Source organism: Paraburkholderia sediminicola (assembly GCF_046030555.1).
GTDB classification, from domain to species: Bacteria; Pseudomonadota; Gammaproteobacteria; order Burkholderiales; family Burkholderiaceae; genus Paraburkholderia; species Paraburkholderia sediminicola_E.
Map to the genome: position 1 here is coordinate 182,618 of NZ_JAQQCH010000004.1, position 21,837 is coordinate 204,454.

Sequence of the window (21,837 nt, forward strand, 5' to 3'; positions counted from 1 at the left end):
GATCCGCTCGCGCTTTCACGGCCGGCCAGGATACGTTTGAGTGCAGAAGCCATTTCCGATTTCAGTTCACGGCGGTGGCGCGGGTCGGTCAACGAACCTCGGCCGCCCATGCTTCGGCGTCGGCGCCGGCCGGGATGCGCATCGGCGATGAGGGGTCGGTTGCCGCGCGCCATACGGCTTCGGCGACGTCCTGTGCCCGGGTGACCGGGGACGACGTATCCGCAAAGCTAGCGAGCACACTCTTGACGAGATCGGCATAGGCTTCGTGGTCGAAACCGTGCATATGGGCACGCGCGTTGTCGCCGAAGCGGGTCTCGGGCGCACGGCCCGGCAGCACCAGGCGCACCCGCACGCCGAACGGCTCGAGCTCCAGCGCAATCGATTCGGTGAATGCGTTCACCGCAGCCTTGCTCGCGCGATACGCAGCGAGCAGGGGGAGTGCCTTCAGCGTCACGCTCGACGTAACGTTCACGACGACGCCGGCCTTGCGCTGCCGAAATTGCGGTAATACTGCTTGCGTCAATGCAATCGTGCCGATGGTGTTGGTCTCGAAAAGCTCGCGCACCGTCGCGATCGGAACGAGTTCGCCAGGCGAAGCCGCGCCGAAGCCCGCGTTGTTGACGAGGACGTCGATCGGGCCTGCGGCCTCGACAGCCGCGCGAACGCTCTCCGGATCGGTGACGTCGAGCGCCAGCACGCGCAAGTGGGCTGAAGGCGGCAGCACGTCGGCACGTGGCGTGCGCATCGTGGCGATGACCTGCCAGTCGCGTGCCAGAAAGAAGCGCGCGGTCTCAAGGCCGAATCCGGAAGAGCAGCCAGTGATCAGAACAGTTTTCACGGAAATTCCTATCTGTTGGTTGGCGTGTGCCCATAAGATAGATCGCCAAGACCGTACTTGCTACAATCAATCATCCGAATTTCATTTGCGAGAGTCCGGCGATGATCGATCCGTTGGCCGAAGTCGTGACGCTGCTGCAGCCGAATGCCCGGTTTTCCAAACTCGTCCACGGCGCCAGCCCCTGGCGCATCAGTCGCTCGGATGCCGGCCAGCCGTTCTACTGCGTCATCCTCGAGGGCGGGTGCCGCCTCGCGATCGACGGACACGATCCCGTCGAGCTGCTTTCGGGTGACTTCGTCCTGATTCCTGCGGCCTACGGCGTCGCGATGTCCAGCCTCGAGCTGCCACCGCCGGGCGTCAAGACGGCGCCGCCGATCGCGCTGGGCAACGGTGAATTCAGAATCGGCGCCCAGGAAAGCCCGATCGACTTACGAATGGTGGCGGGCCACTGCAGCTTCGGTTCACCGGATGCGACCTTGCTGGTCTCGCTGCTGCCGCAATTTGTGCATGTCCGCGGCGAACAGCGGCTGGCCACGCTCGTGCAACTTGTGCGAGAGGAAACGCGCGAGCAGCGGCCCGCGCGCGAGGTCGTGCTCTCAAGACTGCTGGAAGTGCTGCTGATCGAGGCGCTGCGGTCCACGGCAGGAACGAGCGCATCACCGGGGCTGGTGCGCGGGCTGGCCGACGGCCGCCTCGCGGCCGCGATCCGCACAATGCACGAACACCCGACGCGTGCGTGGACAGTTGCTGAGCTCGCGAAGGAGGCCGCGCTCTCGCGCTCGACCTTTTTCGAGCGCTTCAGCCGCGCGGTCGGCGTCGCGCCGATGGAATATCTGCTCACGTGGCGCATGGCCCTTGCGAAGGACCTGCTACGCCGCAACGAAGGGCGTGTCGCAGAGATTGCGCAACGCGTCGGCTACAGCTCCGCCAGCACCTTCAGCGTCGCCTTCACACGGCACGTCGGCCGGCCCCCCACGCAGTACGCGCGCGAGGAACAGGCGGCCGCGAACGGCGCGTAAGACGACGCAACGAGGCTGTTCTCAGATTTGGACGTGCGCACTCGCTCAAATATCAACGGACCCTAGTCCGATCCGGCGTCGCCGGGCCGCTTAACCAGGAAATCGTTGTAGCTCCGGTTCCGGATCCAGGACGGCGCGCGCCCCCGGCCGCTCCAGGTCGCCCCGGTGATGGGGTCCTGATACTTCATCCGAATCGGTTTGGTGTTGTATGTGCCTCGCCGGTCGATTCGTAACTGGTTCGGCACAAGGTTGAAAAAATTCATGACCTGCCGGACGTGTTCGATAGCAGCTTTCTGCTCCTGCTGCCAGGCGGCTGATATCCGCTCATCGAGTTGCGCGAGTTGCTGCTTCAACATCTTTACCCTGCTGCTCATGCTCTCTTTCCGTAGTACATGACCAGGTTGTTGCATCGCGCCCCGGTCTTTGCGGTTGCATCCCGCGCTGACTTCGCAGGCACGCCCTCATCCTGTTCCGTAAGAACCCTCAGAGGCACAGCCCACGCCTTACACTTTCGCATATCAAGTGAGATATGAAATGCAATCGTAATAATATCCAGTTGAATTTTAAATATCAACTGATATCCTTCCGGCCATGAACACGGCGACCAAACCCCCGCGGCTGAGCCGCGAAGAGAGTCGATTGCAGACCCGGGCCCATTTGCTTGCTGCGGCCAAGCGGCTGTTTGTCGAGAGAGGTTTCGGCGCCACGTCTCTCAGGGATATTGCGGCCGAGGCAGGTTATACGCAGGGTGCTTTCTATTCGAATTTCGCGAGCAAAGAAAAGCTGTTTGTGGAACTGATGCGAGAGCGGTCGAAGACGCAGGTGACCGACATTGCCCGGGCGTTGAGTGACCCATCTGCGTCGGCGGACGACATATTGAGCGCGTTGGAGATCTGGGCTCAGACACTTGATGCCGAGCCGGAGTGGTCTGTGTTGGGCGTTGAATTCAAGCTTCAGGGGCGCCGCAACCCCGTTTTTGCAACAGCCTCACAGGCGTTGCTGGACGCCCACCGTGACGGTCTCGCATATTGCATCGGGCAGATTTTCACCAGGCTGGAAAAAGTGCCGCCCGAATCGCCGACCGTCTTGGCCGCGTCCTTCATGGGGCTCTCGCAAGGCCTCGCACTGCAGCAGTCGATGCTGTCCGAGGTGCCCATTGGACACATGATTATGGTGTACCTGCGCGGCTTGTTAGCCGCGGCGCCGCGTGTGCGCTGATCTGCGATGTTGCGGAAGATAACTAGATAAGTTCCGCGACGCGAACAATGATCAAAGCCGCTGGCACGAGCACCGCCTGCGCGCATAGCGTTCCGAGAACGCGCGCGCCCACGAGGGTGGTGATCGCGCGCAAGAACGTTCAGCGCTATGACGGCCCAGGACACGCCTGCTCCAGTTGCCAGTTGGGTAACGTTCTGTCGCAAAGGGAGCCGCGCACGTCTATCCCGCTTTGTCGGCTGTTCGCATCGACGGGGCAACGATCGGGCGGAAAGCGGCTGAAGCATTGCTCAGCCGCTTTGCGGACGAATCGCGATCGGATTGCGAACGGCTCGGCGTAAGGGCGGACACTGGCGTTAAGATCGTTGACCGGCAAAACACTTGAGATCGCTCTGTTCGACGAACAACCAGTGACGCAGTGCTTCCTCCAATCCGTCCGTGCTGTTCTCCTCGCCGGTCCAGGCAATGCAGGCATCGGGACGGATCAGCATCGAAGGCCCTGTATCGACGGCGACGCAACGTATCCGCTGCGTCGTGGCTGCGACGAGCCGGGAAGCCTTCCCGTCGGTTGAGGCGTCGAGAAGAACGCCCACGCCATCCTGCATCACATCGTAGAGCGAGACGTCAGCATCGCCGTGGCTGATCGCCTTGTCGCCAATCAGCCGCCCCACGTCGTCCAACTCCGAACCCAGATCGTAGCGAGTGGAAAGACCGCTCATCATCTCGCCGATGAGCCGATTGACGTTGTCGAATTGCATGAGGTTCGCCACGAGGTCCCGCATCGCACCCGATTGTGGATCGGGCCGCAGCAGGGCGATCTGGGCAAGGGTGTTGGCCAGAACGGCTTTGGCGACCGGCCGCCGTTCGACCGTGTAGGTGTCGAGCAGACTCTCCGGCATCTCGCCGCGAATGACCGTGGCGAGCTTCCAACCGAGGTTGGCAGCGTCCGCGAGTCCGAGGTTCAGGCCCTGACCACCGAACGGCGAGTGAACATGCGCCGCATCACCGGCAAGCAGCACTCTGCCTCGCCGGTACGTATCGACAAGCCGCGTGTTGTCCGCCCACCGGCTTCCGCTTTCGAGTGCTTTCACCCGGACATCCGCGCCGCTGATGCGGCGTAGTACGGCCTCGATTTCTTCGCGTGTAACCGGAGCCTGCCGATCTTTCGGCGGACCGATGAAGTCCAGCATGAACAATCGACCGGGGACGGGCCCGTAGCAGAACACGCCACCCGATGTGCGATTCCAACCAACAGGCAACAGGCGCTCGGGATGGTCGATCTCCGCGACGACCTGGTAGAACGTCGACGTGGGATCCGTGCCGGGAAATTCAAAGCCGGCCATCTTGCGGATGAGGCTGCGCCCGCCGTCGCAACCAACGAGGTAGGCGCAGCGGATGCGGCCTCCGCCTGTCGGAGAGGTCCACTCCAGGTCGACGCCGTCCACCTGCTGGACGAAGCTCGTGACGTCGCACTCGCGGCGTACCTCGACCCCAAGAGCACGCGCGCGATCGGCCAGCATGACTTCGACGTCATGCTGACGCACCAGACGGGGACGCCGTTCCGGCTCTTTCTGCGCGTCCTTTCGGATCAGAGACAGACCGCCGAAATGACCACTGTACTTCGATGCCGGACCACGCAATTGCGCGCCGGTCTGCCTGGTGAACTCATCCATCGCCGCGAGGCTGCGCGCCTCTGCGGCGGTCAGGGCCGCAGCCATCCCGCGACGTTTCAACGCTTCGATTCCAAGCGGTCCTACCGACATCGCCTTCATGGCCATACTCGCGGCGGCCAGACGCTCCAGCACGACGACGCGCACGCCGCCCAACGCCAGTTCAATGGCGGTCAGAAGTCCGACCGGCCCGGCGCCTACAACTACAACTACAACATCGATCGATTCTTTCATATACCAAGTCCAAATGTGTACTCCGTACATAAAATATACGATAAGATAGCACCATGTCAACGCCACCCGACCGCCGCTCCCGAAAACGCCTCGCCACGCGTGAAGGTATCTCCAATTCCGCCACGCGCCTCTTCCTGGAGCGAGGCTTCGATAACGTGACGGTGGACGAGATCGCGGCAGCCGCCGACGTCGGTCGGATGACCGTGTTCAATCACTTCCCCCGTAAGGAGGACATGTTCTTTGATCGCGACGAAGAAGGTCGCGAGATGCTGCGCGAAGCCTTGCGGCAGCGCGATCCCGGCGTCGCGCCGATCGAGACCTTACGTCTGCTCGCGCATCGGCTGGTTACGGAACAAAGCCCTTACGTCAGATTTTCTGCTGGGAGCCAGGGCTTCATAGAGACGATCGAGGGCAGCGAAACCCTCAAGGCTCGGGCGAGAGCGATACGCGACGAGATCGCGCAAGTCGTAACGGTGGCGCTAGCCGAATGCGTGGGGCGAAAACCTGCCGATCCCGACGCCCATCTGGCGGCCGATCTGCTCCTGGCGACGTGGGCCGTGGCGCTCATCCAGGCCCACCGGACCTTTCGACAGACGCACGATACAGAGAAAGCGAAAGCCGCCTTTCTCGCGATTGTTGATAGGGGGACCCTTGGCCTAAAAGCTGCAATGGCGGGCACGCCGTACGCCTGAGCAGCGGTCACTACCGAGACCACATACGCCTGGGAGTTCGAAGAAGAGGGTCGCCCGTTCGAGGTCAAAGTGAAGGGACCGCTGACCTTCAACGACCTACAGCTCATGCTCGATGCGTCTCGTCGATGGCCGGTTGCGATCCGACGCAACCGGCTCATGTCGCCCCTTTGCGGACATCCAGCGCTCGGGGGACAATGCCCCTTGCGAATCTCTTCCGAGGCTGCGCAACATGGCTAAATTTCAACCTGATGGATGGCATACCGTCACGCCCCGAATCGTCGTACGGGACCCGGAAAACCTGATCACCTTCATCAAGATGGTGTTTCAGGCACAGGGCGAATTCCGTCACGGGCTGCCTGCCGAAATCATGATCGGCGATTCCATGGTGATGGTTAGCGGCGGAGACGGCCTTCGCGATCCGATGCCGGCGTTTCTGTATGTCTACGTTGAGGACACCGATTCGACCTACCTGCGAGCGATTGCGGCGAATGCGATCTCGTTCGAAGTTCCGGCCGACATGCCATACGGCGACAGGCGAGCGATGGTAAGCGATCCATGGGGAAACACATGGCAAATTGCCACCCATCAGCGCGACCTGTCGGCTGCCGAGATCCGTTCAAGGTTGGCCCACGACGGATAGAAATATCCTCAAGCTGTATAGCTGGCCTTGGCCTCTTCCAGATAATCCGCAAGCCGCTTCGGGGTGCGGGCGATAAGCGATTCGAGATGGTCCGTGACGATGGAAAGATTGCCGGCCCGAACCTCCGCCTCAATTGACACCAATAGAGAAACAAATACGTCAGGAACACCAGCCGCTTTCAGCCCTGTGACGAATTGCTCGTCAGTCACGTGGACGACGGCAAGAGGCTTGCCTGTAGCACGGCGAGCGAGGTCTGCGATTTCTTCGTTGGACAGCGCCTCGGCGCCAGTGAGCGTGTAGGTCCGGCTATCGGAGGTTGACGTAGCCAGCGCTGCAGCAATCGCTTCCGCGATCTCCTCTCGCCCGGCGCACGACGTTCTTCCACCTTCAGTTGCCGAATGCCATTGCCCGCTTTTCAGCGCATCAGGAAGCGACATGAGCAGATTCTCGTGATACCAACCGTTTCGGAAAATCACGTGCGGCAAACCGGTGGCCTTGATGGTCCGCTCAGTTTCCAGATGGTCCGGTGCGAAGGTCAGAAGCGAACTGGCCGGGTTGGGCATCGACGTATAGGCGAGTCGCTTCACATCTGCCTCGGCGGCTGACAATACCGCATTGCGATGCTGCTTCAATCGTCTGTCGGCCCCATCCACGGCATCTGTTGAAATGATGAGGGCAGTACCGACCCCTTTGAAAGCTTCGGTCAGGCCTTCCGGGTCTTCGAAGTCCGCCTTGCGAACCTCAATGCCCGATGCCGCAAGGCCAGCCAGCTTTTCGGGGCTGCGGGTGCCGGCGATGATGCGGTTGTGCGTCACGCCGCGCGCAAGCAGATGCCTGATAACAAGTTGACCGAGTTGACCGGATGCACCGGTGACGAAAATGGTATCGCTCATGGACTGGCCTCATTCTGAGTGTTACTCTCGTTTTGAGAGTAACTCGATAATCAGGTGTTTACGCTCTTCCGTAAAGAAGGCAGTTTTTCAGGAGATAGTTACCAAATGGGAACCACCAAGGCGTTGACTAGCGCTATCAAAACGCGGCTGGACGAAGCCCGAACAAAATACGGTGAGGTGGCGAATTGCCCGGTGCGCGACGTCATGGATGTCATCGGCGGGCGGTGGAGTTCGTTGCTGATGTTGGCGCTGGCCGAGCACCCACATCGGTTCGGTGAACTTCGCCGGTTGGTACCGGACATTTCGCAGCGAATGCTCACGCAGACACTTCATGAGTTGCAACGCGACGGCTATGTACATCGTGAAGTCTTTCCTACGAAGCCACCGGGCGTCGAATACAGCCTGACCGACCTCGGTCGGTCGATGTTCGAGGCGTTGAACGTCTTGATTCAGTGGGCCGACGAGAATCATGTCGCCGTCTCAGCGGCTCGCCTGCATTTTGATGGCGAGAAGGCATCTGCGTAAGCGGCGTCGAGTTGAGCCGCGACGATCAAAGAGGAAGCATCACGTTATTTCGCGGGCAAGGATCTGACAAATATGAGAGCCGAATCCAATAGTTTCTGGCGTAGCGCGTCATCACCGTAAACCTCCGGGGCAGCGCGTACCCAGCCGTGCATTCGCCGGGCACGCGAGACCATGGGAACGATGCCTGAAATTTGGAGCGCCCAGCCCTCCTTGCCCTTGCCTAATCGCACTAACATTCCATCATCACGGGCACCACACAGAAGATGCCCATTGACCAGCCATGCCCATCCACCGAACATCGCCTTCTCCGTGATATCCGGCTCTGATCTTAAGTCGTCGTTCAATAATTCTTCCAGGCCTCTATCACGCGTCATTTCGTTTTCCTGGAGTTGCGGGAGTAGAACTGATGGCTAGCGTTGGCGGCGGTGCATCTTATCGTGGTCACGATTGAGTGCTCTTTACTCAGGCCAAGTGTGCGTGCCTCGATGAATGCCCGATGCGCCTGCGGATCAGACCATGGCCCGTCGACGAAGCGCGTTACCTCCGGGTCGCGGTCCATCGCAATACATTCTTCCGTATCTAATAGCGTCCGTGGCTGCAATAAAAGGCGCGGAGTGTCGAAGGTCGGTTGCATACGAGCAACTCTGGTTGATTTCCTGTTCAACGAAAACGCTTAACGGATATTGTCGCCAATTCTCGCAAGTGTAGCGAATGACGGCTATTTGCGGCGGATTCAGACGAATGACGATCGTACCCAATCGATCCGTTACGGACTTGCGACGCTCACGTGCGAATGTCCGTTGAGCGCCTGAAAAGCGTGCATCTTATATCGCCTACAAGGCTGGCTTGAACACCATCAGGCAGTAAACCACCGGCATCGCCACGAACGCCGAATCCGTTCGATGACCCCATCGCACTTCCTTTTGCGCCCCGCTCTTCAACTATAAATATAGTTGACAACAGCCTGTCCCGATCCTACGATCTACTACATCTTTAGTAGGAGGCGCTTTGGACATCTCGCTGACCGACCGGGAAGCTGACGTCATGCAAATACTGTGGGAGCGCGGTCCTTCAGTTGTAAGTGAGGTTCGTGCTGGACTTACCGATGACCTTGCCTACACCACGGTTTTGACGATCCTTCGCACACTGGAAGGCAAGGGATATGTAACCCACGTGGAAGAGGGGCGAGGACATCGCTACGCCGCCGCCGTTCAGCAGCAGGCGGCCCGGAAAAGTGCCTTGCGACACCTCACGAGCAAGCTATTCGCGGGATCGACAGAATTGCTGTTTGCGCAGTTGGTGGCTGACAAGAGTCTCACGCCCAGGGAAATTCGTCGTATGCGTGAGCTACTGAAAGAGAAACCTGGCGAGGAGTAATCCCGATGCTAACGTGGATGATTTATGCGGTGTCGGTATCGGCGGTTTTGTCCGTGGCCGCACTCATTGCCGAGCACTCCGCACGGCAACGGCGATCGCCCAGCAGATGGTTCTGGCTTCTCGCGATCGTTGCATCGCTAGCAATTCCATCGGTAATGACGTCGGTTTCAATCGAAATCCCCGGGGACTTAATGCCGTCAGTACCCCGAAACGTAATTGCCCTGCATGAGATCACGTCAACGCATTTATCGCCTGCAGTCTGGGTCGAGAATCATGACAGTGGCTCCTCAACGTTCCAGCAAGCTCAATTCCATGCCAAGGACGTGTGGTATGGCGCGTCGATATTAATGATTTTGGCTTTGCTGGTCAGCGCAACGCATTTGCAGTGGCGCAAACGGCAATGGACTACTGTGTCCGTCTGCGGGGTCTTGGTGTATCTGTCGACCGACGTCGGCCCCGCGGTTGTCGGCCTGATCCGCCCACGGATTGTTCTTCCAGTTTGGCTCCTCGATTCACCTCCAGAGCAACAGGCTGCCGTCATGGCGCACGAGAACTCGCACATAGATGCCCATGACCCGGCCCTCCTCACAGTAGCACTCTGCCTGATCGCGCTTATGCCATGGAACCTGCCTCTTTGGTGGCAGTTGCGACGTCTCAGGTGTGCCATCGAGGTCGACTGCGACGCTAGAGTCCTGGAAGCCGGGTACAAGTTTGCTATTTATGGCGAAACACTGATCGCAGTCGGCGAGCGGCAATCGCGATATGTCGGATCTGTAGCCGGCATGTCCGAGTCCCGATCGTTCCTGGAGCGACGTCTAAAACTGATGCTACGGAAACCGGTTGAGCGGAAATTGCTGGTAGCAATACTCCTTGGATGTATGTCGATAACGCTGGTCACCCTGGCCGCACAAGTGAGCCCACCTATCATGAACGATGCCTCGAACGAACATACTCAAGTGCCGGTACCCGCTGAAATTCTGGATCGATATGTGGGCACATACAAAGCTAGCGAAACTACGGTGTTGAAATTCCGACGTGAAGGCGACCACCTGATGTCGCAACGTACAGGACAAGGATGGATTGGAAAGTATCCAATGAGCGATACAAAGTTTTTTGCAAAGGTCGTCGAAGCAACCGATACATTTGTGGTTGACGATCAGGGACACGTTAGTGCCTTGATTCATCACCAGAACGGCCGCGAAGCCACGTATCCACGAATCGATACTGCCGAGGGCGAGAGAATGGAGGCAACGCTCGCTGCGAAGGTCAAAAGCCAGATTGCCACTCCGGGAACTGAAACTGCACTCCGCCGCCATATTGGGGGGCTGCAATCGGGGAGCCCGATATATGCGGAGATGTCCCCCGAATTACAGGAGGCTACGCGTGAGCAACTGCCTGGATTGAAAGAGGGCTTGAATCGATTAGGTCCTGTTGAAAGTGTCCGGTTTATGGGAGTTGGCAACCAGGGTTGGGACATATATCAGGTTACGCACGATTCCGGGTCTTCCACCTGGCGCATTCATCTCGGCAACAACGGCATTGTCGATGGCTTGCTTGTACAAGCAGGCCCCTAAATGGATTCTGGGATCGAACAGACTGAAACTGCCACGGGACGTACCGCGTAATCGGAACCAGCCTTGCGAGCTTTGCATCACGACTTCATCGCCTTGGCAGAAAACGCGCTTGACCGTCACGTGCTCGTCTTCATCAGTCTCCACAGCGTGGTACGTCCGATCCCGAGCGCACGGCTCGCCGCGGCACGATTACCGCCGTGCTGTTCCAGAGCGCGTTGTACGTCGTCTCGGGTCACGGCCACGGGAGGCAAACCTGCGGCATTTCCATTGGACACTGCCGGGACAGACGGCGCATGCATACGCCCGAGCTCCGGAAAAACGTCCCGCAGATCCTGCCACGCGCCGCTCGTTCCATCGCTCAGATAAATCGCCGCCCGCGCTATCAGGTTTTCGAGTTCCCGCACGTTACCAGGCCAGGCGTAATGTTCGAACAGCGGCGCCAAAAATTCCAGCACGCGTTCCGCGGCCGTGGCAGGCAGCCCGTATTGGGTTGCGCTGCGCCCGAGCAGATGCCGCGCAAGTTCCGGTATATCGCCGCGCCGCTCGCGCAATGGCGGCAGTTCAATCTGCAACAGATTAAGCCGGAAATACAGATCGGCGCGAAACACACCTTGCTCGACGAGTGCATGCAGGTCGCGATGCGTCGCGGCAATCACGCGAACGTCGATCGGGGTCGCGCGCCCCGAGCCGAGTTTCATCACTTCGCGTTCCTGTAACACGCGCAGCAACCGGCTTTGCGACGCCGCCGGCATTTCACCGACTTCATCGAGAAAGATCGTCCCCGTATGCGCGATTTCGAAGAGCCCCGGTTTGCCGCCGCGCCGGGCGCCGGTGAACGCCCCCTCCTCGTGACCGAACAGTTCACTTTCGATCAACCCTTCCGGCAGCGCCGCGCAATTGAACGCGACGAATGGATTGCCGCGCCGGCGGCTCGCGTTATGAATGCCCTGCGCGACCAGTTCCTTGCCGGTACCGCTTTCGCCAGTGAGCAGCACGGTCGCGTCATGTGCGGCCCCGGCCCGCGCAAGACGCCGCACACGCTCGAGCGCTGGCGATGTGCCGGTAAGATCGTCGAGTCGGTGCCGGGCCACCAGATGTTTTGGCCGTTGACTGGTGCGCAACGAGCGGTCGATGCGCTGCGCGACCAGTGCGTCCTGCACCGTCACCACCGACCCGGAACGTAAGCCATGCTCAACGATCGGCACGCAATTGACGATCAGTGCCCGGCCGTCAATCTGCTCGATGCGCTCGTCGATCGGCACGCCGGTGTCGAGCGTTTCGCGTAGAAGCGGGCCGACCGCTCTCGCCAGTTGCGACGGCAGATCATGCGCGCGGTCGAGTCCGAGCAGATCGAGCATCGCCGGATTGACCGCTTCGAGCTGGCCGGCGTCATCGAATGCGGCGACGCCGTCGCGCAGATGCGCGACGATTGTATTGAGCCGCACGCGCTTGGATTCTTTCTGGCGGCTCACGCGCGCCAGTTCGATGGAGCGCTCGAAAGCTTCCTCGACGGCGCCAAGCGAATAGAGAAACACGCTATGCAGCCCGGCCTGCTGCGCGAGATCGCACGCCATGCCCGGACCGATGATGACCGTGCAACCCTCCGCTGCGAGGGTATCGACTGCCGCCCGGACCTCGTCAATCGAACGGTATGCGCGCTGCTTCAATGCAACGTTCAACCACGCGCCAATGTCGGTCAGTTCCTTCGATACCGCTTCGTGCAGAACGAGGCCGATCGGCGCGCCGGGCCACGTCGAGATGGCCTGGGTGATAGCGCTCAGCACGTCAAAGCCGTTCACCTTGACCATCACGACCGGCACGCTCAGGTGGTCGCGCAGATACGCGCCGTTCGAGCCGGCGGCAAGCACGACGTCGACCGACCCTGCGTCGACATAGGCCTGCAGCGCGGTCACGGCAGCGCCGTAGCCCTCGCGCACAGAAAAGAACTTCGCGCGCTCCGTATAGCGGGGCGCGACGGTTTCGCACAGCGTTCTCAGCCGGCTGATGCTGACAAGCGCGATGCCCGGCCGACTCTGGTTGGCGTCGAGGTTTGAATTCGGGTTTGAAACGAGCGTGAGCACAATGGCGACTCCAAGAGCGATGGAACAGTGTTGAAACGTTCCTCGAAACAGATGGAACATCTTCTCACGAACCGCTCCGGCACACCATTCTCAATAGCCCCCTGTTTTTGAAAGAGAAAGTGCGAACTCCGATGATCGGCACGCTTCCTGCAAATGGAAGCAAGACGCCCCCGGTGCAATCGCGAATACGCGGCAAAAGACGAGTGAGCTGAACGCCACTCGATCACACCAATAGAATCACGGAGACATCATGACCACGACCCCTAACCCCGGCGACACGCGCGGCCTCAATGCGGCCACACTCGCGAGCACCGGGGATGCCGGGCGCGCAGAAAACGTACCGGCCCCGGTGCGCATCCGCTCGATCGTCGGCGGCCTCGCCGGCAACATGATCGAGTGGTACGACTTTCTTGCGTACAGCATCTTCTCGATCTATTTCGCGAAGTCCTTCTTCCCGAGCGACAAACCGACCGTGCAGCTGATGAACACCGCTGCGATCGCGGCAGTGGGTTATGTGGCGCGACCGCTCGGCAGTTGGCTGATCGGGCTGTATGCGGACCGGCGCGGCCGTAAATCGGCGTTGACCTGGTCGGTCATGGCAATGTGCATCGGCTCGCTGATAATCGCGATCACGCCGGGCTACGCGACGATCGGCGTGTTCGCGCCGGTTGTGCTGATCCTCGCGCGGTTGTTGCAAGGCTTGAGCATGGGGGGAGAATATGGCACCAGTGCGACCTATCTGAGCGAGATCGCTCCGGCGCACCGCCGCGGTTTCTATCTTGGCTTTCTGCAGGTTAGCGTGGTGGCGGGGCAACTGGTCGCGCTCGCGGTCATGCTGGTGATGCAGAACGTGCTGTTCACGTCGCAGCAGATCGAGCGTTGGGGCTGGCGCATTCCGTTCGTGATCGGCGGCGCGCTCGCACTGTTTGCGCTGTACATGCGCCGCAACGTGACTGAAACCGAGGCGTTCAAGCAGAGCGCGCGGCAAGCGGGGCCGTCGGTCGGCCAGCAGATGCTTCAGCACTGGCGGCAGCTCGCGCTTGCAATCGGCATCACCGTTGGCGGCACCGTCGGCTTCTATACCTACACGGTGTACATGCAGAAGTATCTGGTCAATTCGGTCGGGCTCAGTAAGGAAACCTCAGCGCTTGTCTCCACAGGCGCTCTGCTGCTGTATATGCCGCTACAACCACTGTTCGGCCTCGCGTCAGACATATTCGGCCGGCGCCCCGTGCTGATCTTTTTCGGTGTGTGCTGCACTTTCTTCTCGGTGCCGTTGTTCACGGTGCTCAGTCACACGAAAGATCCGCTCATTGCGTTCCTGCTGTCGTTCGCCGGACTCGTGATGCTGAGCGGCTTCACCTCGGTCCACATGCTCGCGAAGACCGAACTGTTTCCGGCGCGAATCCGCGCGCTCGCAGTCGGCCTACCTTACGCGCTGACGACGGCGATTCTCGGCGGCACGACGGAGTTCGTCGCGCTGCGCTTCAAGGCGAGTGGTCACGAACAGTACTTTTACTGGTACGTTACCGCGTGGGCGGCCGTATCACTTCTCGTCTACATACGGATGCCAGAAACCCATTCCCGAAAAATAGCCGCAATCGAATGAGCTCGACAGAACCTCGTTACAGCCAGTCGTTGCAAACCGTCGTGGAGACCGCCGCGGTCCAACGACATGCCGGGGTACACACCAATCTCAGTGGGGACGTATGAATTCCAGCGACAAGTACAAGGTTTTGCTGATGATCTGGATGCTCCAGTTCGTCAACTACCTGGACCGTATCAATCTCTCGATCGCCGCGCCAACGATGATGAAAGAGCTAGCGATCCGCCCGGCGCTCTTCGGCGTCGTACTGGCCGCGTTCAGCCTGGGCTATGCGGTGGCGCAGATTCCCGGCGGTGCGCTGGCCGACCGCTTTGGCGCGAAGAGCCTTCTGATCGTCAGTCCGATTCTGTGGAGCGTTTTCACGGGTATGACGGGATTCGTCGCGAGCTTCATTGCACTTGCCATCGTGCGGGTGCTGTTCGGCGCGGCGGAGGGCCTGTCGAACGGCGCGAGCTTTAAGTTGATCGGCGACTATTTCCCTTCGCACGAACGCTCGGCCGCGAACGGCGCGTATCTGTCGGCGCTTGCACTCGGGCCCGCGTTTATCGCACCCGTCGCTGTGTGGTTCCTGACGCACGTCGGCTGGCAAGGCATGTTCCGCTGGCTCGCCTTGCCCGGCTTCGTGATGGCGCTGCTGATCTTTCTCGTGATTCCGCGCCTACGCAATACGGCTATAAGCGGTGAACGCACCGAAGCGCCTGTCGAAAGCGGCCGCTTTGTCGACGTCACGCGTATGCCCACATCGTGGCTCATCTTCGTCGCCTACATGGCGTTCAATATCGCGTTCTGGGGCTACCTGGGCTGGATGCCGAGTTATCTGTCGCTCAGCCGTCACATCGAACTGAAAGCGCTGGGCTTTGCCGCATCGGTGCCGTATCTCGCCGGCACGGTCGGCATGTTCGTGTTTGGCTGGCTCGGTAGCAAGGTGCTGTACCGTCATCGCTGTCTGCTGATCGCCGCGATCTATCTGTGCACGGCCGTCTGCCTCTATGTAACCTACAACGTTGCGACGGCGGAGGCGAGCATCGTCGGTTTGTCGGCAGCCGCGTTCTTCCTGTATGGCGGTTTCGGGCCCGTGTGGTCGGTCGTGCTGGATCTGACGCCCGGCAACCTGCGCGGCGCATTCTCGGGTTTCGTCAACTGCGGCGGGCAGATCGGCGGCTTCTTTGCGCCAATCATCGTGGGTTGGCTGGTCGGCGCGACCGCGTCGTTCACGGGCGGCTTTCTGTTCATGATCGGCGCATTGCTGGTGGCCGCATTGTGTTTCGTGGCGCTGCAGGCTCTCAAGCGCGACTGGCCGACGCGGCCGGAGGCGGCGCTCGCGGTGTGACGTTTGCACAGTGCCTGAAACGATTCGCCCTTGTGTGCCACGTAGTCAATTTTTAAGCCCCACACACACCATGAGCCCAACCATTGACGATCTTCCGCGGCAGCCGATCGACTCGCCCCCGATCCGTTTTGCCGATCCGGATCCGACTACTGGCACGCTTGAATTGCGTTCAATCCGCAGTTTCTTCCTGGGCGGTCAGACGGTCAGGCTCTCGGGGCTGCCCGTCGAACAGCGCCGCACCGTCATGGGCGGCGCACCGCGGGCGGTCGATCCGAACGGTGACTACAGCGTCGGGCAAATGTACGTGCAGGAATACCGGCTAGCTGCGCCGCGCCATGCGCTGCCCATTCTGCTCTGGCATGGAGGCGGCATGACAGGCAGCCATTGGGAGAGCACTGCCGACGGCCACGTAGGATGGCTGTGGTTGTTGCTCAGAGCGGGCTACGACGTTCTCGTTTGCGACGCGGTGGAGCGCGGTCGAGCCTCATGGGCGCGATTTCCCGAGATCTACGCAGGACCGCCCCTGTTTCGCACGCGGGAGGAAGCCTGGCATATGTTCCGCATGGGTCCAGTGGGCGGTTACGCGACCGATCCCCGCTCGCGTCGCGCGTTCGCCGGCCAGCAGTTCCCCGTGGAGGCATTCGATGCCTTTTCGCAGCAGTGGGTGGCACGTTGGCCGGATCACGAAACGCTCACGCTGGAGGCTTACGACGCCTTGCTTGCCTGGGTCGGCCGCGCCATCGTTATCGGCCATAGTCAGGGCGGTGGCTTCGCCATGGCGGCAGCTCAGCGCTCCGCGCAGCACGTCGCGGCTGTCGTTGCGATCGAACCCGGCGGTGTCCCGGCCGCGCCCACTCGCGCCCTCGCGCCGCACCTTATCGTCTGGGGCGACCATTTCGAGCCGCCGGCGCCGCTTTCCCCCCATCCGGTCTGGTCCAGTTATCGTGCGATGGCTGACGCGTACTGCGCCGCCGCGGCGCGCCATGCCGGCCCGGCAAATCCGTTCGACGTATTCGATCTGCCGGGCCTCGGCATTCACGGCAATTCGCACTTCCCGATGAACGACCGCAATGCCCCGGAGGTCGCGGCCTTGATCGTGGACTGGCTCGCGCGCTGCGTTAGGTAGGTGGCCGCTCCAGGCGCGTAACCGGCCAGGGTTTTTGTTATTTTTGAACCGCCATGTGCGGATGTCCCCCGGTGGGCTATTCTGCACGTTGAAGTCCCTACGCGGATTCAAAGTTGGCTCTACACGCGGCAGCATCGTCTCTTACACTGAAGAGCATGAAAGATCGATCCACAATCGTATGCGTACGGGACGGCAAAGTGCTTCTGGTCGCCCGCGCGCGCTCACGATGGTCGCTTCCCGGCGGTACGATAAAGCGCTCCGAAACACCCCTGGACGCGGCTCGACGCGAACTGGAAGAAGAAACGAACCTTGTTGAGACCCGGTTGACGTACCTGTTCCAGTTTGGCGGACTGGCCAAACGACATCATGTTTTCTCCGTCGACCTCGCGCCAGACGCATCGCCCGAGCCCTGCAACGAGATCTCCCAGTGTCACTGGTTCAGCCCGATCAAGATAGCGACCTTGTCAACCAGCATCCCCACTCGCGCGATCGTCGATCTCTTTCTTCGATTCGAAAATCGTCGCAAAAACCCGCCCGCAGTCGTCACCGAACAGGACCCGCACGTTCACGCAGACGCAGAGCGAGTAACCACTGGCAACTCATTCTGAACAGACGACGGATAGACGGCAAATCACGCGTGTTCCTGATCACCCGTGATCACACGCACACGCCTCTCACGATCCGCCGACGCATCGTCGTCAGCGCGAGTGCGGCCAGAATTGCACTGACCGTCGCGAGTGCAATGCATTCGCCTGCCACGCGCGTGGTACTGAAGATACCCGTCGCCATGCCGGCACGCTCCTTGGGCACCACGCTCGCCGACGAGGGACGTCACTTCTACGATCGCTGCCACCGGATACTGGAAGATCTACGCGATGCCGAAGCGATGCTCTAGGAGGCCGCGCAAACGCCACGCGGCAGGCTGCGCGTCAGCCTCCCCGCGATCGGCTATCGGTTCCTGTTACCCGTGCTGCCAGAATTCGCGCGCCGCTATCCCGATGTCGAACTTGATCTGGATTTCAACGACCGGCTCGTGGACGTTGTCGAAGGCGGTTTCGACGCCGTCATCCGCAGCGGCACGCTGACAGATTCGAGTCTGATGTCACGCCGCCTCGGGACGTTCTGCTTAACGCTGTGCGCATCGCCCGGCTATCTCGCGCAAGCGGGTGTGCCTCGCACGCTGCGCGACCTGGCCGTGCACGCGTGCGTGCGCTACCGTTTTCCAACAACGGGCAAGCTCACGACATTTCTCGACGAGCATCAGATCGCGCCAGGACAGTTCTCGATCCTGTGGCCATCGAGTCGGCAGTTGTCGCCGAAGCTTAGAGTGTTCGTCGATTTCATGTGCGCGAAGCTGTTCAAGGTCCCGTGAACCAGCGGCTCGGCTCACGACCTTCTGCGTCGCGTACCACACGACCTACACCACCGGATCACCCGAGTTCGCACGCTGCATACCGGCCTCGCGTGCCGTACGCCGTTGCCTGCGTTCCAGCCGGTCGTCCTGCAACACGCGCCGCCCAGTGCGCGTAATGAGCACCAGCATGATCGCCAGCAATCCAGTACCGAACAGGTAGCTCGGCGGAATGAAGTGCGCGTCCGTGAAACGCGCCACCAGCGAGATATAGAACGGCGCCAATCCGCCAAACAGCATGACCGAGGTGTTATACGAAATAGCCACGCCGGTGGACCGCCCCTGCACGGTGAATATCTTGACCAGCATCCCTGGATGCGCGGCGCCTTGCAGAGTCAGGAATAGTATGCCGACCACCCGTACGATCATCAGACGGCTCTCACTGGGGTCTGCCAGCAAATACGCGAACAACGGAAAGACGCAAATCAGCCAGCCCACGATAAAAAAGAAGAACAGCCGATACGCGCCGACACGGTCCGCCACCATGCCGAACACCGGCGACAGAACGCACATCACGATACTCGTGACGAATATCCCTTGCAGCGACGAACTGAGCGACAGATGCAACTGAAGCTGCGCGTAGGTTGGCAGATACGCATTCCAGACATAATTCAGCGACGTGCCGGCGATCATCACGCCCATCGCGCACACTACGGCATCGCCGTTCTCACGCACAAAATCGCGTAGCCGCTCGCGCATGGGCGACCGCGCCGCGGGGCGTGCCTGCAACCGGTTGAATTCATCCGATTCGTCGACATGATGGCGGATGTAGAAGCCGATTGGCCCGACCAGCGCGCCAATCAGGAACGGCACGCGCCATCCCCAGGCCGACAGATCCGCATGCGACAGGTGACGCGACAGCAGGTAGCTGCATCCCGAAGACAACATCGCGGCGATCCCGATCGACAGCATATTGAAGCTGCCGTAAAACATCTTCCGGTTGGGCGGTGCGACCTCGTAAATCGTCACCGACGACAGCGCGAATTGCGCACCCACCGCGAAGCCTTGCACCAGACGGCCGATCACTATCAGCAGCGGCGCGACGAGCCCAAGGGTCGCGAAGCCCGGGGTCAGCCCCAGGATCAGCGAGCCCACCGACATCAGCACCATGATCCACGAGAGCACCTTCACCCGCCCTACCCGGTCCGCGACCATCCCCATCATCACGCCACCGATTGGCCGGACCAGAAAGCCGACCGCAAACGTGGCGAAGGTCAGCAACAACGCCCCGCTGCGATCGACGCTGGGGAAAAACACCCTTGCGATTGTGCTCGAAAAATAGGAGTACACCATGAAGTCGAACCACTCGAAGGTGCCCCCTATCACCGTCGATACAATGGTTTTCCAGACCTTCCCTGAATCGCTTTGGGCGTCCATGTGTTTATCCTCCGGCCCGCAGGGTGCGCAACGTCTGCGCAAAGAAATCCTGAACCACCTCGACGACCTGCATGCCGTTGTGGGCGATATTGGCCATCTCGTCGAAGCGCACGTGAACGCCGGCGGCCTCGAACGAAGCCTTCAGCGTACGCAGCCGCTCCGGGCGCGTCGCGCCAGCGTCGTTGATACCTGGCAGATACATCGGGCTATCCTCGGACACCGTGATTTCCCAGGTTTCCAGATCCGCCCGGCCCACCACCATCTGCACCGGCACACGCTGCAGGGTGGCCAGATCGAATGGCTTGCCGAAGTGCAGCTCGAAGCCGCCCGTGCCGAGCCACCAGTCCTTCGTATGATCGAGCACGGTGACGTTCCCGGGTGCACCGATCGACGCGGCCCATAGCCGCTCCGGATGCGCGTACGCGAAGCGGTTCACGAACTGCCCGCCGCCCGAATAGCCGAACAGTGCGAACTTGTCGAAGCGTTTGCCATAACGCTCGCCCACTTCAGTCACCATGTCGAGCAGCACTTTGTCGTAACGGATATCGCCTTCGATCAGGCGCTTGAAACCACTGCGCTCGCCGTCACCGCGTACGCCCACCGGAAACAGCGGACACAGCACGATGCAGCGGTTCCAGCGGCCGAACGGCGCGAACGCATCGCGATACTGCGTGAACTGACGCCCGGTGCCATGCATCACGACGACCAGTTCCACGTCATTGCCGGGTGTCAGTACTTCAGGCGGCACGTACAGCACATACGGAAAGCGCGGATCGTGACGACTCGCGTACACGGTGGTCGAACCCAGGTCGTACAGCGCCTGTGCTTTCTCATGACCCGGGGCGGATCGTTTCTCTGCATCGAACATCTGTCATTCCTCTCTGACGATTTCAGCGGTCTCGTGTGTGCCTCGCGCGGCGCGGCACACGTGCTTATTCACAGATCACGCCGCTTCGGCGAGCGGTTCGTGGTGCAGGCTGTAGCGGGTGAAGACCCGGTTGAGCGCGGGCATCGGTGCGACATCCATTTCCCCTGCGCCCGGCAGCATGACGATCATCGCGACCGTCGCGGTCATCGTGTGACGTGTGCCCGGACGCGGCGGACGGCACACGGAAAACGGCGTGGCGAACGCATCGAACAGCGCGGCTTTGACTGCGTCGCGATCGATCTTCGGTGCGGCCTTCAGCAACTGACGCACGCGCCAGTCGCGGTAGTAGCTGTCCGGCGAGCTCTCGCAACCGGTATCCAGCAGCTTGGTGCGGGCGACCGGGCTGACCCAATGGTTCGCGTGCACGATCATCTGGTCGTCGTCCGGATAGATCGGGAAAGCTTCGTTCGGCGCGCATTCGAAATCGATGCCGAAGCCCTCGGCCATCCCGAGCATGATGTTGTTCGAACACGATTTCGGCGTGGTGGCGATCACCCGCAACGCGTTCGCGAACACCGGCTCTTCCAGCACGCGCCGGCGCAGCAGCGACAGCGGCACGCCCATTTGCGTGAAGTCGCGCTCGGACTCGAGATAATTCGCGGTGATCGACACGCCCGCGGCATTGAGCCCACTGCGCGCGAGGCCGCCCGCTTCGACGAAGGTCAGGAAATCGGGGCCGTCGTCGCTGCGTACGCGCAAGACGATGCCGGTATCGACGCAATCGGCCTTCCAGTCCCAGTTTTGCGCATGGATCAATTGCCCGGTCGACGTGCGCGACGGCAGCACCAGCACGCCGGTACAACCGTCTTCGTCGTCGGCTTGGAGCGCCATTTCGACGCGCGCCTTGGCCAGCACCTCGGTGCGGGCATTGATCATCACGATGTCTTCGAACGGCACGTCCGCGCCGGTGGCGATGCCACGCATCTCGTCCAGGTACGCAGGTTGAAACTCGCCGATGACCTGTTCGAGCGAGCGGATCAGCGCCGTCTGCGACGCCTCGCTGTAGCCAAGATTGCGCAGCGTCTGGCCGTAGCGGGATGCGCTCAGGCGCACGCGCGCCGCCGCCGCACGGCCATATTGCACGCCGCGTTCATACGGTTTGCCGGACACGCTGACGAAAGGAAACTGCGGAAACTGCTGGATCTGCGACATTGATGGAACTCCTCACCCTGGCTGCCGCCAACGGCATGAAGCGCGACCCGAGCCCGCGCTGACGCCATCGGCCTGATTTGTGACAAATCGATTCTCATTGGCCAGAAACAAAATAAAAAGCGTTATTTTCTTTATCGAAAGGAAAGAAA

The 21,837-nt window shown here is 60.8% G+C and carries 20 protein-coding genes and 2 pseudogenes; 12 read left to right on the forward strand and 10 right to left on the reverse strand.

The window, feature by feature from the left end; translation table 11 throughout:
• Positions 1-88: 88 nt before the first annotated feature.
• Positions 89-838 (reverse strand): SDR family oxidoreductase, encoded by a 750-nt coding sequence (locus PQQ52_RS08385; RefSeq protein WP_408209061.1) that lies wholly within the window; start codon positions 836-838, stop codon positions 89-91.
• Between the two features lie 101 nt (positions 839-939).
• Between PQQ52_RS08385 and PQQ52_RS08390 the strand changes: the two genes are divergently transcribed.
• On the forward strand, positions 940-1,857 hold the full coding sequence (locus tag PQQ52_RS08390; RefSeq protein ID WP_408209063.1) for an AraC family transcriptional regulator: 918 nt from the start codon (positions 940-942) through the stop codon (positions 1,855-1,857).
• Positions 1,858-1,919: 62 nt separating this feature from the next.
• On the opposite strand, the gene PQQ52_RS08395 is transcribed toward PQQ52_RS08390, so the two are convergent.
• Positions 1,920-2,231, reverse strand: coding sequence for an H-NS histone family protein (locus PQQ52_RS08395; protein ID WP_408209065.1), 312 nt, complete (start codon positions 2,229-2,231; stop codon positions 1,920-1,922).
• Between the two features lie 217 nt (positions 2,232-2,448).
• Here PQQ52_RS08395 and PQQ52_RS08400 point away from each other — a divergent pair, with 217 nt between their 5' ends.
• Entirely contained in the window at positions 2,449-3,075 is a 627-nt protein-coding gene (locus PQQ52_RS08400) for a TetR/AcrR family transcriptional regulator (RefSeq protein WP_408209068.1), read from the forward strand.
• 22 nt (positions 3,076-3,097) lie between these two features.
• On the opposite strand, the pseudogene PQQ52_RS08405 reads toward PQQ52_RS08400, so the two are convergent.
• Both PQQ52_RS08405 and PQQ52_RS08410 read right to left on the reverse strand, forming a co-directional pair.
• Positions 3,098-3,211, reverse strand: a pseudogene (locus PQQ52_RS08405) (lipid II flippase family protein); the annotation flags it as partial.
• A 217-nt stretch (positions 3,212-3,428) separates the two neighbouring features.
• On the reverse strand, positions 3,429-4,976 hold the full coding sequence (locus PQQ52_RS08410; RefSeq protein ID WP_408209070.1) for an FAD-dependent oxidoreductase: 1,548 nt from the start codon (positions 4,974-4,976) through the stop codon (positions 3,429-3,431).
• 53 nt (positions 4,977-5,029) lie between these two features.
• On the opposite strand from PQQ52_RS08410, the gene PQQ52_RS08415 reads away from it, so the two are divergent.
• Both PQQ52_RS08415 and PQQ52_RS08420 read left to right on the forward strand, forming a co-directional pair.
• The gene (locus PQQ52_RS08415; RefSeq protein WP_408209072.1) at positions 5,030-5,668 is read left to right on the forward strand and encodes a TetR/AcrR family transcriptional regulator; all 639 of its coding nucleotides are present in this window, start codon (positions 5,030-5,032) and stop codon (positions 5,666-5,668) included.
• 112 nt (positions 5,669-5,780) lie between these two features.
• Positions 5,781-6,308 carry a VOC family protein gene (locus PQQ52_RS08420; RefSeq protein WP_408209075.1) on the forward strand — a complete coding sequence of 176 codons (528 nt, stop codon included), beginning with the start codon at positions 5,781-5,783 and terminating at the stop codon, positions 6,306-6,308.
• Positions 6,309-6,316: 8 nt separating this feature from the next.
• Here PQQ52_RS08420 and PQQ52_RS08425 read toward each other — a convergent pair whose 3' ends face one another.
• Positions 6,317-7,201, reverse strand: a complete 885-nt coding sequence (locus PQQ52_RS08425; protein WP_408209078.1) for an SDR family oxidoreductase — start codon at positions 7,199-7,201, stop codon at positions 6,317-6,319.
• A gap of 105 nt (positions 7,202-7,306) precedes the next feature.
• Here PQQ52_RS08425 and PQQ52_RS08430 point away from each other — a divergent pair, with 105 nt between their 5' ends.
• Complete coding sequence (locus PQQ52_RS08430; RefSeq protein ID WP_408209081.1) at positions 7,307-7,726, forward strand: winged helix-turn-helix transcriptional regulator; 420 nt, start codon at positions 7,307-7,309, stop codon at positions 7,724-7,726.
• A gap of 44 nt (positions 7,727-7,770) precedes the next feature.
• Here PQQ52_RS08430 and PQQ52_RS08435 read toward each other — a convergent pair whose 3' ends face one another.
• The gene (locus tag PQQ52_RS08435) at positions 7,771-8,100 is read right to left on the reverse strand and encodes a TfoX/Sxy family protein (protein WP_408209083.1); all 330 of its coding nucleotides are present in this window, start codon (positions 8,098-8,100) and stop codon (positions 7,771-7,773) included.
• A 634-nt stretch (positions 8,101-8,734) separates the two neighbouring features.
• Here PQQ52_RS08435 and PQQ52_RS08440 point away from each other — a divergent pair.
• The gene (locus PQQ52_RS08440) at positions 8,735-9,103 is read left to right on the forward strand and encodes a BlaI/MecI/CopY family transcriptional regulator (protein ID WP_408209085.1); all 369 of its coding nucleotides are present in this window, start codon (positions 8,735-8,737) and stop codon (positions 9,101-9,103) included.
• Positions 9,104-9,108: 5 nt separating this feature from the next.
• The gene (locus PQQ52_RS08445) at positions 9,109-10,677 is read left to right on the forward strand and encodes a M56 family metallopeptidase (protein ID WP_408209087.1); all 1,569 of its coding nucleotides are present in this window, start codon (positions 9,109-9,111) and stop codon (positions 10,675-10,677) included.
• Positions 10,678-10,793: 116 nt separating this feature from the next.
• Here PQQ52_RS08445 and prpR read toward each other — a convergent pair whose 3' ends face one another.
• Positions 10,794-12,758, reverse strand: a complete 1,965-nt coding sequence (prpR, locus tag PQQ52_RS08450) for a propionate catabolism operon regulatory protein PrpR (protein WP_408209089.1) — start codon at positions 12,756-12,758, stop codon at positions 10,794-10,796.
• 250 nt (positions 12,759-13,008) lie between these two features.
• Between prpR and PQQ52_RS08455 the strand changes: the two genes are divergently transcribed.
• From PQQ52_RS08455 to PQQ52_RS08475, 5 genes and pseudogenes are all read left to right on the forward strand, one after another.
• A complete protein-coding gene (locus tag PQQ52_RS08455) occupies positions 13,009-14,367 on the forward strand; it encodes an MFS transporter (RefSeq protein WP_408209092.1) in 1,359 nt (452 codons plus the stop codon).
• Between the two features lie 100 nt (positions 14,368-14,467).
• Positions 14,468-15,694: an MFS transporter gene (locus tag PQQ52_RS08460; protein WP_408209093.1), complete on the forward strand. Its 1,227-nt coding sequence runs from the start codon at positions 14,468-14,470 to the stop codon at positions 15,692-15,694.
• 70 nt (positions 15,695-15,764) lie between these two features.
• Positions 15,765-16,820, forward strand: a complete 1,056-nt coding sequence (locus PQQ52_RS08465) for an alpha/beta hydrolase (protein ID WP_408209096.1) — start codon at positions 15,765-15,767, stop codon at positions 16,818-16,820.
• 155 nt (positions 16,821-16,975) lie between these two features.
• Positions 16,976-17,428, forward strand: a complete 453-nt coding sequence (locus tag PQQ52_RS08470) for an NUDIX hydrolase (RefSeq protein ID WP_408209099.1) — start codon at positions 16,976-16,978, stop codon at positions 17,426-17,428.
• Positions 17,429-17,466: 38 nt separating this feature from the next.
• Positions 17,467-18,192: pseudogene (locus PQQ52_RS08475) on the forward strand (LysR substrate-binding domain-containing protein).
• 45 nt (positions 18,193-18,237) lie between these two features.
• Here PQQ52_RS08475 and PQQ52_RS08480 read toward each other — a convergent pair.
• From PQQ52_RS08480 to PQQ52_RS08490, 3 genes are all read right to left on the reverse strand, one after another.
• Entirely contained in the window at positions 18,238-19,608 is a 1,371-nt protein-coding gene (locus PQQ52_RS08480; RefSeq protein ID WP_408209102.1) for an MFS transporter, read from the reverse strand.
• Between the two features lie 4 nt (positions 19,609-19,612).
• The gene (locus PQQ52_RS08485) at positions 19,613-20,365 is read right to left on the reverse strand and encodes an alpha/beta hydrolase (RefSeq protein WP_408209583.1); all 753 of its coding nucleotides are present in this window, start codon (positions 20,363-20,365) and stop codon (positions 19,613-19,615) included.
• Positions 20,366-20,551: 186 nt separating this feature from the next.
• On the reverse strand, positions 20,552-21,688 hold the full coding sequence (locus tag PQQ52_RS08490) for a C45 family autoproteolytic acyltransferase/hydrolase (RefSeq protein ID WP_408209105.1): 1,137 nt from the start codon (positions 21,686-21,688) through the stop codon (positions 20,552-20,554).
• Positions 21,689-21,837 lie beyond the last annotated feature (149 nt).